Origin of the sequence: Zoogloea ramigera (assembly GCF_006539865.1) — a bacterium.
In the GTDB taxonomy this organism is placed as follows: Bacteria; Pseudomonadota; Gammaproteobacteria; order Burkholderiales; family Rhodocyclaceae; genus Zoogloea; species Zoogloea ramigera.
The window spans coordinates 14,620-28,115 of record NZ_BJNV01000045.1 but is presented as its reverse complement, the minus strand read 5'-3'; the positions used below and the strand labels follow the sequence as shown (position 1 = coordinate 28,115).

At 68.0% G+C, this 13,496-nt stretch carries 13 protein-coding genes; 5 read left to right on the top strand and 8 right to left on the bottom strand.

Features of this window, described 5'->3' with window-relative positions:
* Nucleotides 1-104: 104 nt before the first annotated feature.
* Nucleotides 105-1,148, bottom strand: coding sequence for a DNA-binding protein (locus ZRA01_RS12985; protein ID WP_170182976.1), 1,044 nt, complete (start codon nucleotides 1,146-1,148; stop codon nucleotides 105-107).
* 163 nt (nucleotides 1,149-1,311) lie between these two features.
* The gene (locus ZRA01_RS12980; RefSeq protein WP_141352849.1) at nucleotides 1,312-2,559 is read right to left on the bottom strand and encodes a tyrosine-type recombinase/integrase; all 1,248 of its coding nucleotides are present in this window, start codon (nucleotides 2,557-2,559) and stop codon (nucleotides 1,312-1,314) included.
* A gap of 186 nt (nucleotides 2,560-2,745) precedes the next feature.
* On the opposite strand from ZRA01_RS12980, the gene ZRA01_RS12975 reads away from it, so the two are divergent.
* Nucleotides 2,746-2,952, top strand: coding sequence for a hypothetical protein (locus tag ZRA01_RS12975; RefSeq protein WP_141352847.1), 207 nt, complete (start codon nucleotides 2,746-2,748; stop codon nucleotides 2,950-2,952).
* 213 nt (nucleotides 2,953-3,165) lie between these two features.
* Here the strand turns inward: ZRA01_RS12975 and ZRA01_RS12970 are convergent, their stop codons facing one another.
* Genes ZRA01_RS12970 through mltG form a run of 6 tightly spaced genes read right to left on the bottom strand, consistent with a single transcriptional unit; the run spans nucleotide 3,166 to nucleotide 7,684 of the window.
* A complete protein-coding gene (locus ZRA01_RS12970; RefSeq protein ID WP_246093667.1) occupies nucleotides 3,166-3,846 on the bottom strand; it encodes an ankyrin repeat domain-containing protein in 681 nt (226 codons plus the stop codon).
* Entirely contained in the window at nucleotides 3,846-4,616 is a 771-nt protein-coding gene (locus ZRA01_RS12965; RefSeq protein WP_141352845.1) for a TatD family hydrolase, read from the bottom strand. The genes ZRA01_RS12970 and ZRA01_RS12965 overlap by 1 nt, the downstream gene beginning before the upstream one ends.
* A 29-nt stretch (nucleotides 4,617-4,645) precedes the next feature.
* Complete coding sequence (locus tag ZRA01_RS12960; protein ID WP_141352843.1) at nucleotides 4,646-5,014, bottom strand: PilZ domain-containing protein; 369 nt, start codon at nucleotides 5,012-5,014, stop codon at nucleotides 4,646-4,648.
* Nucleotides 5,011-6,072: a DNA polymerase III subunit delta' gene (gene holB / locus ZRA01_RS12955; protein WP_141352841.1), complete on the bottom strand. Its 1,062-nt coding sequence runs from the start codon at nucleotides 6,070-6,072 to the stop codon at nucleotides 5,011-5,013. Before holB ends, ZRA01_RS12960 begins: the two co-directional genes overlap by 4 nt.
* A complete protein-coding gene (tmk, locus tag ZRA01_RS12950) occupies nucleotides 6,069-6,686 on the bottom strand; it encodes a dTMP kinase (protein WP_141352839.1) in 618 nt (205 codons plus the stop codon). Before tmk ends, holB begins: the two co-directional genes overlap by 4 nt.
* Nucleotides 6,683-7,684 (bottom strand): endolytic transglycosylase MltG, encoded by a 1,002-nt coding sequence (mltG, locus tag ZRA01_RS12945; protein WP_141352837.1) that lies wholly within the window; start codon nucleotides 7,682-7,684, stop codon nucleotides 6,683-6,685. Before mltG ends, tmk begins: the two co-directional genes overlap by 4 nt.
* A 175-nt stretch (nucleotides 7,685-7,859) precedes the next feature.
* On the opposite strand from mltG, the gene ygfZ reads away from it, so the two are divergent.
* The 4 genes from ygfZ (at nucleotide 7,860) to mfd (ending at nucleotide 13,481) form a co-directional block, all read left to right on the top strand.
* Nucleotides 7,860-8,894: a CAF17-like 4Fe-4S cluster assembly/insertion protein YgfZ gene (ygfZ, locus tag ZRA01_RS12940; protein ID WP_141352835.1), complete on the top strand. Its 1,035-nt coding sequence runs from the start codon at nucleotides 7,860-7,862 to the stop codon at nucleotides 8,892-8,894.
* 9 nt (nucleotides 8,895-8,903) lie between these two features.
* On the top strand, nucleotides 8,904-9,194 hold the full coding sequence (locus ZRA01_RS12935; RefSeq protein WP_141352833.1) for a DUF4936 family protein: 291 nt from the start codon (nucleotides 8,904-8,906) through the stop codon (nucleotides 9,192-9,194).
* The gene (locus tag ZRA01_RS12930; protein ID WP_141352830.1) at nucleotides 9,185-9,952 is read left to right on the top strand and encodes an NRDE family protein; all 768 of its coding nucleotides are present in this window, start codon (nucleotides 9,185-9,187) and stop codon (nucleotides 9,950-9,952) included. The genes ZRA01_RS12935 and ZRA01_RS12930 overlap by 10 nt, the downstream gene beginning before the upstream one ends.
* 73 nt (nucleotides 9,953-10,025) lie before the next feature.
* Nucleotides 10,026-13,481, top strand: coding sequence for a transcription-repair coupling factor (gene mfd, locus ZRA01_RS12925; protein WP_141352828.1), 3,456 nt, complete (start codon nucleotides 10,026-10,028; stop codon nucleotides 13,479-13,481).
* Nucleotides 13,482-13,496 lie beyond the last annotated feature (15 nt).

Sequence of the window (13,496 nt, the reverse complement as noted above, 5' to 3'; positions counted from 1 at the left end):
CAGTCTACCGGATAGATCTGCTGCTGAAGGCGTTTCGGGCTGGGGTTCGAGGCGCGAGTTTGGGCCGCCAAGCCACCGGGCGGCCAGCGGGCGCCGCGTCGCCGTCAGGCGCTCTGCTTGCGGCGGGCTGCCTGCTCGGCCTGCATCTCGGCCACCAGGGCCTCGGCCCGCTGGGCCCTTACTGTTTCGGCGAGGCGAAGCTCTTCGATGGCCCGGGCGCGGGCCTCGGCGGCGGCCACCGCCGACTCCTTGCCGTGGGCTGCGTCGCTGGCAATCTTGAGCTGGGCCTGCAGGCGTTCGATGCGCCCCTCAGCAGCAGCCAGGGATGTCTCGATCTGGCGCGCTTTGGAGACCGCCTCCCGCAGCGCGGCGCGGGCATCCTCGGTCTGCTCGCGCTGACGGGCCTCGCGCTCTTCCCGGTTGGAGACCTGCTGGCGCAGCGCGAGCATCTCGGCCACCTTGTCCTGGCGGGCCTGCTCGATCTGCTTGAGCAGGGTCTCCCGCTCACTGGCGCTGCGCTCCTGCTCTTCCTTGAGGGCGGCGGTGTAGCGGTCGCGATCGTTTTGCAAGAGCCGGGTGAGGCGTTCGGATTCGGCCACGAACTTCTGCTCGCGCCCCTCGGCGGCATCCTCCAGCAACTTCACACGGCTCTCGAGGGCGTCGCGCTGGCGCTGGGTTTCCTGGATCTGGATGCGCAGCTCGGCAATCGTGCCGTCGCGGCTCTGGACGGCCTCTTCGAGGCTCGCGATGTTTTGCAGCGTGTCACTGGATGCGGCTTCGAGCTGCTGGATGCGGTCGTGGGCCGCCTGCAGGCGCACATGCACGGCCTCACGCTCGGCTTCGAGCTCCTGGCGCTGGCTGGCCAGCACCCGGTCGGCCTGTTGCAACGACAACGACCAGACGTTGGCCATGAAGGCGTCCGCCGCCGAGACGAGCTCGTCGGGCATGCCCGGAATGCTGCGCTGGCGAAAGAACGCCGCCCCCGTCTCACGACGCCATTGGTCGATGTAACGCTGCACGACTTCGCTCGAGCCCTTGTTGCCCAGCTCGGCATAGACGAGGTTGAAAGAGGGGTTCTCGCCCTGGGAGAGCAGCTGAAAACAGATCTGCTCGACCGACTCGAAATTGACACTGCTGCTACGCGCCATGGACATCTCCCCTGCCTCACCAAGAATGCAAAAAACTGCTACACAGGACACCATAGCATACGAATAAGGCCGGATAACGTAATACTCATGACGAAACGCCAATTCAACACACTTTAACGGCGACGCGCCGGCCCACGGCGCCCAAACCTGCTCAGCCCCCCGCTCAGCCCCCCGTTTTGAGCCCTGTCCACGGCAGGCGCTGCTTCTGCGCCTCGTCGTGCCAGCGCTCCTCTTCTTCGTGGATGTAGCGCTGGGTGGTGCGTGCGTCGGTGTGCCGGGCGTCCTTCTGCACAAAGCGTTCGTCGATGCCGCTGTCGAGCTTGGCGGTGATGCCGGTATGGCGGCCCCAGTGGGCCGAGGCGGCGCGCAGCTTCTCTTTCTTGTGCTCGGCATCGGCAGGCAGCAGGTCGGCGGCGGCCGAGAAGATCTTCTTGAGAATCTGGTTGAGCCGCCGGGCGGTGATCGGGCTGCCGTCCTTGACCGACACCAGCAGCGGCGTCGTGTCGTCCCGCCGGGGCACGGCGGACAGGCCCAGGTGCTTGCGGTAGCGGATCAGGGCCTGCAGCATGTCGTCGGCCACCGGCACCTTGGCCTTCTTGCCGCCCTTGCCCACCACGTGCCACCACCACAGGCCACGCTCCTCGCGGAAGCTGTTCATGCGGTGGTTCTCGAGCTCGCCGGCCCGGGGGGCCAGCATGTAGAGCGTCGCCGCGATGAAGCGCGCCCGCTCGTATTCGTCGCGCCCCCGCTCGGCGTCGCGGGGCATCGCCTCGATGGCCGTGGTGACGGCCTGCCACATCTGCTCGTCGAGAAAACGCTCGATCTTGTCGACCTCTTCGGTGCTGGCCACCGCCCGCAGCGGGCCGCCCGCCTCGGCGGCCATCTTGCGCCGACGCTGCCGGATCAGGCCCAGCGGGTTACCCAGCAGGTAGCCGGCATCCACCAGGTAGCGCATCAGCGAATTGATCGCCGCCATGGTGGTGAGCACGGCGCTTTCACTGAGCGGGCCGACGAAGGGCCGCCACTTCTCGGATGCCCGCTCGGCCTTCGGGCCGCACCACCGGGCCGCGGGCTGAGGGTCGAGAAGAAAGTTGAGGTAGCCCTCGAAATCCTGCCGATTGAGGCTGGACAAGGGCTTCCGGCGCTCGACCAGCGACCACAGCAACAGGCGCTCGCACTCCCGCTGGTAGATACGCAGCGTGCCCGGGGAGCGGTCGTACTCGACGAGAAAACAACGTATCGCGTCGGCGTCACAGGCGGCATCGATCTGCAGGCGGGCTGGATCGGCCCGGTTTTCCCCGGTGCTTCCGTCAAGTTCGGGCGGAATCTGGAGCACATCGAGGGGGCGCAAGGGAATCAGGCCGGATGAGGAGGTCTCGGCCACGGATGGGGCAGTCAGTTTCGTGTCCATGGCCTGAGTTTACCCCGGCGGAACGGCGTGCACGGGCACCAATCCCTGGGCCGGGCTTGCAATACCTCGGATGCTGTATATAATTACAGCTATCGATAAAGAAAAGCGGTGGTGCAAAAAACACCCTTCGCTTCGTAAAGCCCGGAACCCTGCGCGGCCTCAATCCACCTTTCAAAGGAGTCGATGATGGAAACCCTGATTTGCCGGATCTTGATGTTGAGCGGCCTCATGGCAGGCGTCTTGCTGGCCGGCGGGAGCAGCAGCGCCCTGGTGCCGGCGATCCTGGCCATCGTTTGCGCCGGGCTCCTGCGCCGCATCGCCCCCGCGCTTCCGTGGCGCTTCAAGCGGGCCCGCTACCGCAGCGCCCCAGCGCCCATTCCCGGCTGGCGCTGAGATTCAAGGTGGCGGTACGCCTGGGCCTGAGCCCATCCGCCGGGCAGGCCACAAAAAAATCGCCGGCCACTCGGGCAAAGCCAAGTGCCGGCGAAATCATCAGTGCATGAAGCGCCGTGTGTGAAGCACCTCAAGTCTTGAACCAAAGCAGCCTTCAGCCAGAGGGCCAAAAGGCTTGCCTGCGGCCTTCGACACGCCAGCCAGCGCGGCAGCTTACTTGCTGCGGGCCGTGCGAGCCTTGCGTTCTGCGCCGATCAATTCGGAAATGTCGGTATTGCGATACTTGAGCGCCCAGCTTTCGGCAGTCTCGCCTTGATCATTCTTCAGATCGAGATTGGCACCGGCCTTGAGCAAGCGGGTGACGACCTCTTCGTGGCCGTTGCGGGCAGCGAACATGAGCGCAGAACTGCCGTTGGGCGCCAGCGCATCGGGGCTGGCGCCCTTGGCCAGCAGCAGATCGACGATGGCGCTGCGCCCCTCGAAGGCAGCGTAAAGCATGGGGTTCCAGCCCCCGTGCTCGAAGGGTGCGCCGGCCTTGAGCAGCTGTTCGGCGATACCGGTGTAGCCGCGCAGCGCAGCCAGCATCAGCGCGCTGTCGCCTGCCGCATTGCGTGCGTCTAGCCTGATGCCGCGCTGCTTGATGAGCTCGGCCACCACGGCGGGTTGCTCCTCCCGGGCCGCCAATATCAACAGGGTGTTGCCGCTCGGGTCGGACGAATTCGGGTCCATGCCCCGGGCCACGAGCTCGGCCACCTCGCGGGCATCACCCAGCTTGGCGGCATTGAGCAGGTCGTCGAGGGACGCCGCCGACGCCGGCAGCGCAAGCTGCATGCAGAGGAGCAGCGCCGCAAGCCCGGCCGGCCGGGGGGCTGCGATGCGGAAACGGGGTTTCATCACGGTCTGGCGTCCTTGAAGAGTCGGAAGAAGTTTTGTGTGGTGGCCTCGGCCACCGCCTCCAGGGTTTCACCCCGGGCCGCAGCCACCGCCTCGGCCACATGGCGGACATAGGCCGGTTGGTTGGTCTTGCCCCGGAAAGGCTCCGGCGCGAGGTAAGGCGCATCGGTCTCGACGAGCAGGCGGTCGGCTGGCACATAGCGCGCCACCTCGCGCAGGGATTCGGCGGTCTTGAAGCTGACAATGCCCGAGAACGAGATGTAGAAGCCGAGCTCGAGGGCACCCCTGGCCACCTCGAGGGTCTCGGTAAAACAATGCATCACGCCACCCGCCTCACCGGCGCCCTCCTCCTGCATCAGCCGGAGCGTGTCGGCGGCCGAGTCGCGGGTGTGGATGATCAGCGGCTTGGCGCAGCGGCGCGCGGCGCGGATATGGGTGCGAAAACGCGCCCGCTGCCATTCGGGCGCGTCCTTGTGCCAGTAGTAATCGAGGCCGGTCTCGCCGATCGCCACCACCTTGGGATGGGCCGCGAGCTCGAGCAACCGGGCTTCGTCGGGCTCCTCGCAATCTGCGTTGTCGGGGTGCACACCCACCGAGGCGAACACGTTGGGGTGGCGCTCGGCTGCGCCGATGACGCCCGCCAGGGTTTCCAGCTTCACAGCCACGCACAGCGCGTGGGTGACGCCGTTGTCGGCCATGCGGGCCAGCATGTCGGCTTCGTTCTGGATGAGGTCGGGAAAATCCAGGTGGCAGTGGGAATCAACGAGCATCGGTACGCTTCAAGCTTGAATCAATGGGGTCAGATCGTGTGGGTCGGGCGGGACGAACCCAGGTGGCCGGCCAGGATCTGCTCGATCCGGTTGCGCAGGATCTGCCCGGCTTCGTCACCGGCAAACTTGACCCCGATCCCCTGGGTTTTGTTCCCCTGGGCGCCCGGCGGCGTGACCCAGGCGATGTTGCCCGCCACCGGGTGCTTGGTCGGGTCGTCCATCAACTGCAGCAGCATGAAGATCTCGTCACCCAGCTTGTACTCGCGGGTGGACGGCACGAAGATCCCGCCGTTCTTGATGAACGGCATGTAGGCCGCGTAGAGGGCCGACTTGGACGTGATGTTCAGCGACAGGACACTCGGCCGCGACTGGGCCGGGCGCTTGAGGGAATCGTTCATTTGCGCACCGCTGGGGCAGCCGACCGGGCAAAGCCGCGGGCGTACCGCAAAAGCATGTCTTCCAGGAAGAGCCGGGCGTTGAGCGGATGCTGGGCTACCCGACGGGTCTGATTGATTTCATTGTAGCAGCCCAGCGCGCTGTCAATCGTCATGCGACCGGCCAGCCCGTGAAGGATATCGTGCTCGGCAGGAAAGAATCGCACCGGCCCGCCCAGGCGCAGGCTCACGACGTCGGCCACCCAGCGCTGCATCCAGCCCACCAGCGTGTTCATGTCGAAACCCGCCGCGAGGGAATCCTTGCTCTTCAGCCAACTCTCCCACTCGCCCGCGAGGCGCAGCGGCGCCTTGCCCGGAATGCTCGCGATGTCGCTCACGAAGCGCTTGCGGCCCGCGGCGCCGCCCCCTTCGGCGAGCGCTGCGGCGGCGAGGGGCATGCCGCCGGAAAAAGCCAGCAGCGAGACCGCGTCGGGGGTTTTGCGCTCGAGCAGCCAGCGCGCCGCCAGCTCGCCCGCCGGACGCGGGAAGGCCCAGGTCTGGCAGCGGCTGCGGATGGTCGGCAAGAGCCGCTTCGGCGACGACGAGATCAGGATGAACTGCACGTTGGTGGTGGGCTCTTCGAGCAGCTTGAGCAGCGCATTGGCGGTGTAGAGGTTCATCGCCTCGGCCGGGTCGACGATCGCCACCCGCTGGCTGCCCCGGTGGCCGCCGGTGGTGAGCGCCTGCTGCAGCTCGCGGATCTGCTCGATGACGATCTGGCGGCTGGCGGCCTTGCCGCCCTCGGGCTTCTCGGGGGCATCGTCCCGCGGCTCGCGGTCGGCCTCGGGGATCACCCGCAGCAGGTCGGGATGGTTGCCGGCCAGGCGCCACAGGCAATCTTCGCAAACACCGCAGGCATGGCCGTCGGCGCCGGGCCGGGCGCACAGCACCCGCGCGGCCAGGGCTTCGGCGAAATGCCGCTTGCCACCACCCGCCGGGCCCGCGAAGAGCAGCGCGTGGGGCATCCGGCCGCTGCTCTCGAGCACCCGTCGCCAGAGGCCGGCCTGCCATTCGAAAATCATTGGAAGCACGCCCCGAGGATGATCGCCTCGACCTCGGCGCGGATCTCATCGGGCTTGCGGCTCGCGTCGATCAGCCTCACGCGCTGGGGCGCGGCCGCGGCCCGGCGCAGGTAGGCCGCCCGGACGCGCTGGAAGAAGTCGGCCTTCTCGCGCTCGAAACGGTCGGGAGCCTGGCCGGTACCAGCGAGGCGGCGGGCGGCGACAGCCGGGTCGAGATCGAAGATCAGCGTTAGGTCGGGCTGAAAATCGGGATGCACCCAGCGCTCGAGGGCTACGAAGCGCGCCTCGTCGAGCCCGCGCCCGCCCACCTGGTAGGCGTAGGTGGCGTCGGTGAAACGGTCGGACACCACCCACTTGCCCGCCGCCAATGCCGGTTCGATGAGCGCCGCCAGATGCTCGCGGCGAGCGGCGAACATCAGCATGGCCTCGGTTTCGAGGTGCATCGGCTCGTGGAGGAGGATCTCCCGCAGCTTCTCGCCCAGGGGCGTGCCGCCCGGCTCGCGGGTCTGCACGACCTGGATGCCGCGGGATTCGATGAGGGCCACGGCGGCGGCGATCTGGCTGCTCTTGCCGGCGCCGTCTATGCCTTCGAAGGTGATGAAGCGGGATTTCACGGGTTGCGTTTCCGGATGTACTGGGCGACCGCCCGGTTGTGCTCGTCGAGGGTGCGGGAAAACTCGCTGGAGCCATCGCCGCGGGCGACGAAATAAAGGTAGTCGGTGGCCGGCGGGTGGAGCGCCGCGCGCAGGGCCGCCACGCCGGGCAGCGCGATCGGGGTAGGCGGCAGGCCGGGGCGGGTGTAGGTGTTGTAGACCGTATCGGCCAGCAGGTCGCGCTTGCGCAGGTTGCCGTCGAAGGCTTCGCCGAGCCCGTAGATCACCGTCGGGTCGGTCTGCAGCAGCATGCCGCTGTTCAAGCGGTTGACGAACACCGACGCCACCATCGGGCGGTCGGCGGCCTGGCCGGTCTCCTTCTCGACGATCGAGGCCATGGTCAGCGCCTGGTAGGGGGTCTTGTAGGGCAGCCCGCCGGCGCGCCGGGCCCACTCCCGATCGAGCACCTCGAGCATGTGGCGATGGGCGCGGCGCAGCACGTCGAGGTCGCTGCTGCGGCGGGAGAACAGATAGGTGTCGGGGAAGAACAGGCCTTCGGGGTGGCTCGCGGTGCTGCCGATGCGCGCCAGCAGCTCGGCGTCGCTGAGGCCGGCGCTGTCGTGGCGCAGATCCGGGTGACGGTCGAGGGCGGCGCGCAGCTGGCGGAAGTTCCAGCCCTCGATGATCGCCAGCTCCGCCTGGCTGACGTCGCCGCGGGTGAGCTTGGCGAGCAGCGCGAGCGGCGTGAGCCCGGCTTCCACCTCGTAGCTGCCGGCCTTGATGGCGTTGGCCCGGCGGGTGACCCGGGCCAGCATCTCAAGGGCCGCCGGCTGCACGTCGATGCCGGCATCCACCAGTTGGCGCGCAACCTGGCGCATCGACGAGCCAGGCTCGATGGTGAAGTCCAGCGGGCTCGCCGCCAGCGCGATCGGGCGATGGGCGAACCACGCCAGCGCCCCCGCGAAACAGGCGGCCATGGCCAGCACTGCGGCCAGCAATCGAAACAACACAGACTTCATCAGGGAACCAGGCGCGTCGAAAACGAACGAAGGGAGTGAGAACAGGGAAAGACGGCGCAGCCCTGGATTTACGCTGCAGCCGGCCGCATATAATAACGCAAAGCTCTTTGAGGCTCCCTCCGCAGGGACGTGGGGCCGTTTACCGATTCGTATCGCAACAGGACACCGAACACTGATGAACGCAAGCTGGCAAACCCATCTCGCCGCCCAAGGCGCAAGCTTTCCGGACGAATTTTCGGTCCGCTTCGGCGAGGACGAACGGCAGGGCGCAAGCCTGGTCGCCCAGGGCACCGTTGTCGTGCCCCTCGAACACCTGCGGGTGATCCGCGCCACCGGCGAGGACGCCGGCGCCTTCCTGCACAACCTCTTCTCCAACGACGTCAAGAAGCTGGGCGCCAACGAGGCCCAGCTCAACAGCTTCAACAGCCCCAAGGGCCGCATGCTGGCGAGCATGCTGGTGTGGCGCCAGGGCAGCGACTACCTGCTGGCGATGTCCGCCGACATCCACGCCGCGATGCTCAAGAAGCTCTCGATGTACGTGCTGCGCTCCAAGGTGCGCCTGCTGGACGACGGCTCCGACAGCGTGCTGATCGGCCTGGCGGGCTCCCAGGCCGGCGCCGCCCTCGAAGCCGCCGGCCTCGGGATCCCCGGCGCGCCGCGGGCCACCGCCTCCGGCATCGCCAGCGTGGTGCGCCTCGACGGCGCCCGCTTCGTGGTGTCGACGCCCATCTCCGAGGCCGCCGCGCTGTGGAACAAGTTTGTCGCGTCCGGCGCCGTGCCGGCCGGCACCCAGGCCTGGCAATGGCTGGACATCCGTGAAGGCCTGCCCACCGTCACCCAGCCGGTGCAAGAAGAATTCGTCGCCCAGATGCTCAACTTCGACCTCATCGGTGGCGTCAGCTTCAACAAGGGCTGCTACCCCGGCCAGGAGATCGTTGCCCGCACCCACTACCTGGGCAAGCTCAAGAAACGCATGTACCGGGTGCACGCCCCCGTCGGCGCCCTGCCCGCGGTGGGCACCGACATATACGCCCCCGATTTCGGCGATCAGTCCGCCGGCAAGGTGGTGAGCGCAGCCCCGGCCCCGGAGGGTGGCTACGACGCCCTGGTGGTGCTGCAGAGCTCGAGCGCCGACGCTGGCCAGGCCCACCTGGGCGCCCCCGACGGCCCGGCCCTCGCCTTCCTGCCCTTGCCTTACGCCCTGGGCTGAGGAAACGGCTTGAACCTCTCCCACTACTACATCTACTACCCGGTCCGGATCGGCCTGGAGGCCGATCTGGCGCGGGCGCTCTACAACGCCCTGGCCGAGCTGCAGGCCCAGACCGGCATCGCCGGCCGCGTCCTGCGCAAGGCCGACGACCCCTGGACCTGGATGGAGATCTACGAGAACGTCACCGACGTGCCCGCCTTCGACGCGGCCCTCGAGCAGGCCATCGAGCACCACGGCCTGCTGCGCTTCGTCGATGAGGGCGGCCGGCGCCATACCGAACGCTTCGTCCCATGTGCCTGATCCTCGTCGCCTGGCAGGCACACCCCGACTACCCGCTGGTGGTCGCCGCCAACCGGGATGAGTTCTTCGCCCGGCCGGCGGCCCCGGCGGGCTGGTGGCAGGATGCGCCCGATGTCTTCGCCGGCCGTGACCTTGAAGCCGGCGGCACCTGGCTGGGGCTCACCCGCGCAGGCCGCTTCGCCGGCCTCACCAACTTCCGCGACCCCGGGCGCAACCGGGTGGGCACGCCCTCCCGCGGGGCCCTGGTGGCGGATTTCCTCGGCAGCACCGAAAGCTCCGCCGAGGCCCTTGCCCGGCTGCAGCGCGAAGGCCCCCGCTACAACGCCTTCAACCTCTTCGTCTCCGACGGCGACACGCTGGGCATCTACGAGAGCGAAAGCGGCGCCGCCCGGCTGCTCGAGCCCGGCGTGCACGCGCTCTCCAACCACCTCCTCGACACGCCGTGGCCCAAGGTGCGGGCCGGCAAGGCGCGCCTGTTCCGGGCGCTCCAGGCCCTGCCCGACGACACGCCGCTCGTCGAGCTTTTGCGGGACGACCGCCCGGCGCCCGACGCCGAACTCCCCCGCACCGGCGTCAGCCTGGCCTGGGAGCGGATGCTGTCGAGCGCCTTCATCCGCGCCCCCGGCTACGGCACCCGCTGCTCCACCGTGATCCGCCGCGACCGCCACGGCTGGACCCACATCCAGGAATCCACCTGGAACGAGGTCGGCCGAGAAACCGACCGGGTGGTCGAGAGCTTCCAGCGCACTCGGGCCTGAGCACCGCGAAGCCCCCGGGCAGACACCTATAATTCAAGACTTGGTTGTTTCCACCTTCACGCAGCAAATCCGCATGACCGCCCCAGCCAGCTCCTCCGCATCCCTGCTCCCGTCCCTCGTCTCCTTCGCCCAGGCCCGGCCCGGCCAGCGCCTCGACCTGCCCGCCCTCGCCGGCTCGGCCGACGCGCTGGCGATCGCCCAGCTGGCACGCCAGGCCGGCAGTGGGCGCATGCTGGTCGTCATCACCGCCAACCCGCTCGATGCCCAGCGCCTATCCGACGAGATCGCCTGGTTGGCCCCGGGGCTCTCCACCCACCTGCTGCCCGACTGGGAGACCCTGCCCTACGACAGCTTCTCGCCCCACCAGGACCTGATCTCCGAGCGTCTCTCGTCGCTCTACGCGATCAGCCGCGGCGAGGCCGACATCGCCCTGGTGCCGGCCTCCACGGCCCTCTACCGGCTGGCGCCACCGGCCTTCCTGGCGGCCTACACCTTCTTCCTCAAGCAGGGCAGCAAGCTCGACGTGGACGGCCTGCGCCGCCAGATGACCGTGGCCGGCTACGCCCACGTCACCCAGGTGATGTCGCCGGGCGAATACAGCGTGCGCGGCGGGCTGGTGGACCTCTTCCCGATGGGCGCCGCCCTACCCTACCGCATCGACCTCTTCGACGACGAGATCGAGAGCATCAAGACCTTCGACCCGGACACCCAGCGCACGGTGTTTCCGGTGCGCGACGTGCGCCTGCTGCCGGCCCGCGAGTTCCCGATGGACGAAACCGGCCGCACCCGCTTCCGCGGCCGCTTCCGCGAGACCTTCGAAGGCGACCCGTCCCGCTGCACGGTGTACAAGGACGTCTCCAACGGCATCGCCCCGGCGGGCATCGAGTACTACCTGCCGCTGTTCTTCGACGAAACCGCCACGCTCTTCGACTACCTGCCCGACAGCAGCGCGATCCTGCTGCACCGGGACGTACCGGCCGCCATCGAAGCCTTCTGGAAGGACGCCCGCAGCCGCCACCAGCTGCTGGGTGGCGACAAGACCCGGCCGATCATGGCGCCGGATCAGCTCTTCCTGTCGGAAGAGGCCTTCTTCGTCGCCCTCAAGGAGCGCCTCCGCCTGGCCCTGCCGGCCGGCGCCACCGGCGGGCCCGCCGAGGCGCTGCCCGACGTGTCCGTCGACCGCAAGGCCAGCGACCCGCTCCACCGCTTCAAGGCCTTCTGCGCGGGCTTCCCGGGCCGCGTGCTGGTGCTCGCCGAATCCGCAGGTCGCCAGCAGACCATCGCCGAATACTTCGCCGAGTACGGCCTAAAGCCCGCCGCCAGCGCCGACTTCGACGCCTTCGTGGCGGGTGATACCCGGCTCGCCCTCGGCACAGGCCCCCTCGCCGCCGGCTTCGTGCTGCCCGAGGCCGGCCTCGCTGTCGTTACCGAATCCGAGCTCTACGCCGCCACCGCCCGCAGCCGCACCCGCCGCGACAGCCGCAAGGCCGCCACCATGGAAGGCTGGCTGCGCGACCTCTCCGAGCTCAAGCCCGGTGACCCGGTGGTGCACTCCAGCCACGGCATCGGCCGCTACATGGGCCTCGTGCACATGGACCTGGGCGAAGGCCAGACCGAGTTCCTGCACCTCGAATACGCCAACGGCGACAAGCTCTACGTGCCGGTGTCGCAGCTCCACGTGATCACGCGCTACGCCGGCGCCGACCCGGAGGCGGTGCATCTGCACACCCTGGGCTCCGGCCAATGGGAAAAGGCCAAGAAGAAAGCCGCCCAGCAGGTGCGCGACACCGCCGCCGAGCTGCTGGCGCTCTACGCCCAGCGCGCGGCCCGCAAGGGCCATCAGTTCGACTTCAAGCAGCACGACCTGGAAGCCTTCGCCGACGGCTTCGGCTTCGAGGAAACCCCCGACCAGATGGCCGCCATCGAGGCCGTCGTTGCCGACATGAAATCCGGCCGGCCGATGGACCGCCTGGTGTGCGGCGACGTGGGCTTCGGCAAGACCGAAGTGGCCCTGCGCGCCGCCTTCATCGCGGTGGCCGACGGCAAGCAGGTGGTCGTGTTGTGCCCCACCACGCTGCTCGCCGAACAGCACTACCAAACGTTTGCCGACCGCTTCGCCGACTGGCCCATCAAGGTGGCCGAGCTGTCCCGCTTCAAGAACGCAAAGGAGCAGGCCGAGGCCATCAAGCAGCTGGGCGAAGGCAAGGTGGACATCCTCATCGGCACCCACCGGCTGCTGCAGAAGGACGTCACCTTCAAGCGCCTGGGCCTCGTCATCATCGACGAAGAGCACCGGTTTGGGGTGCGCCAGAAGGAAGCGCTCAAGGCGCTGCGCAGCGAGGTGGACATCCTCACCCTCACCGCCACGCCGATCCCGCGCACGCTGGGGCTGGCGCTGGAAGGCCTGCGCGAGTTCTCAGTGATCGCCACCGCGCCGCAGAAGCGGCTCGCCATCAAGACCTTCGTGCAGCGCCACAGCAAGGGCGTCATCCGCGAGGCGGTGATCCGCGAGTTCAAGCGTGGTGGGCAGGTGTACTTTTTGCACAACGAAGTCGAGACCATCGAGAACATGCGCGAGGCGCTTGAAGAGCTGCTGCCCGAAGCGCGCATCGTGATCGGCCACGGCCAGCTGCCGGAGCGCGAACTCGAGCGCGTGATGCGCGACTTCACCACGCAAAAAGCCAACCTGCTGCTGTGCACCACCATCATCGAGACCGGCATCAACATCCCGACCGCCAACACCATCATCATCAACCGGGCCGACCGCTTCGGCCTGGCCCAACTGCACCAGCTGCGCGGCCGCGTCGGCCGCTCCCACCACCAGGCCTACGCCTACCTCCTCACCGACGCCCACGCCAAACCCACCGCCCAGGCCCAGAAGCGCCTGGAGGCGATCACGATGATGGAAGAGCTGGGTTCGGGCTTCTACCTGGCGATGCAGGACCTTGAAATCCGCGGCGCCGGCGAAGTGCTGGGCGAAAACCAGTCGGGCGAGATCCAGCAGGTCGGGGTCAGCCTGTACACCGAGATGCTCAAGCGCGCCGTGCGCGACCTGCAGCGCGGCAAGGAGCCCGACCTCAGCCAGCCGCTCGAGGTGGTCTCGGAGATCAAGCTCCACGCCCCGGCCCTGCTCCCCAACGATTACTGCAGCGACGTGCAGGAACGCCTCACGCTCTACAAGCGCCTCGCCAACTGCGAGAGCGAGGACGAGCTCCAGGCCCTGCAGGAAGAACTCATCGACCGCTTCGGCGAAATGCCGCAGCAAACCCGCACGCTTCTCGAAACCCACCGCCTGCGCATGTTGGTCAAGCCCTATGGCGTCGCCAAGATGGAAGCGTCGGAGAACCAGATCAGCGTGCAGTTCGACGCCAGCGCGCCGATCGACCCGATGAAGATCATCACGCTGATCCAGAAGGACAGGCAGACCAAGATGTCCGGCCCGGACAAGCTGATCCGCAAGGTCGCCACCCCCGACCTGAAGGCCCGGGTTGCCGCAGTAAAAGCGCTGCTCGACGCGGTGAAGGCCTGAGCCGCCGGGCGCTGG

Bases quoted from the DNA above. Each gene is read 5' to 3' on its own strand.
- ZRA01_RS12985 (WP_170182976.1), bottom strand. From the start codon at position 1,148: ATGGCGCGTAGCAGCAGTGTCAATTTCGAGTCGGTCGAGCAGATCTGT.
- ZRA01_RS12980 (WP_141352849.1), bottom strand. From the start codon at position 2,559: ATGGACACGAAACTGACTGCCCCATCCGTGGCCGAGACCTCCTCATCC.
- ZRA01_RS12975 (WP_141352847.1), top strand. From the start codon at position 2,746: ATGGAAACCCTGATTTGCCGGATCTTGATGTTGAGCGGCCTCATGGCA.
- ZRA01_RS12970 (WP_246093667.1), bottom strand. From the start codon at position 3,846: ATGAAACCCCGTTTCCGCATCGCAGCCCCCCGGCCGGCCGGGCTTGCG.
- ZRA01_RS12965 (WP_141352845.1), bottom strand. From the start codon at position 4,616: ATGCTCGTTGATTCCCACTGCCACCTGGATTTTCCCGACCTCATCCAG.
- ZRA01_RS12960 (WP_141352843.1), bottom strand. From the start codon at position 5,014: ATGAACGATTCCCTCAAGCGCCCGGCCCAGTCGCGGCCGAGTGTCCTG.
- holB (WP_141352841.1), bottom strand. From the start codon at position 6,072: ATGATTTTCGAATGGCAGGCCGGCCTCTGGCGACGGGTGCTCGAGAGC.
- mltG (WP_141352837.1), bottom strand. From the start codon at position 7,684: ATGAAGTCTGTGTTGTTTCGATTGCTGGCCGCAGTGCTGGCCATGGCC.
- ygfZ (WP_141352835.1), top strand. From the start codon at position 7,860: ATGAACGCAAGCTGGCAAACCCATCTCGCCGCCCAAGGCGCAAGCTTT.
- ZRA01_RS12930 (WP_141352830.1), top strand. From the start codon at position 9,185: ATGTGCCTGATCCTCGTCGCCTGGCAGGCACACCCCGACTACCCGCTG.
- mfd (WP_141352828.1), top strand. From the start codon at position 10,026: ATGACCGCCCCAGCCAGCTCCTCCGCATCCCTGCTCCCGTCCCTCGTC.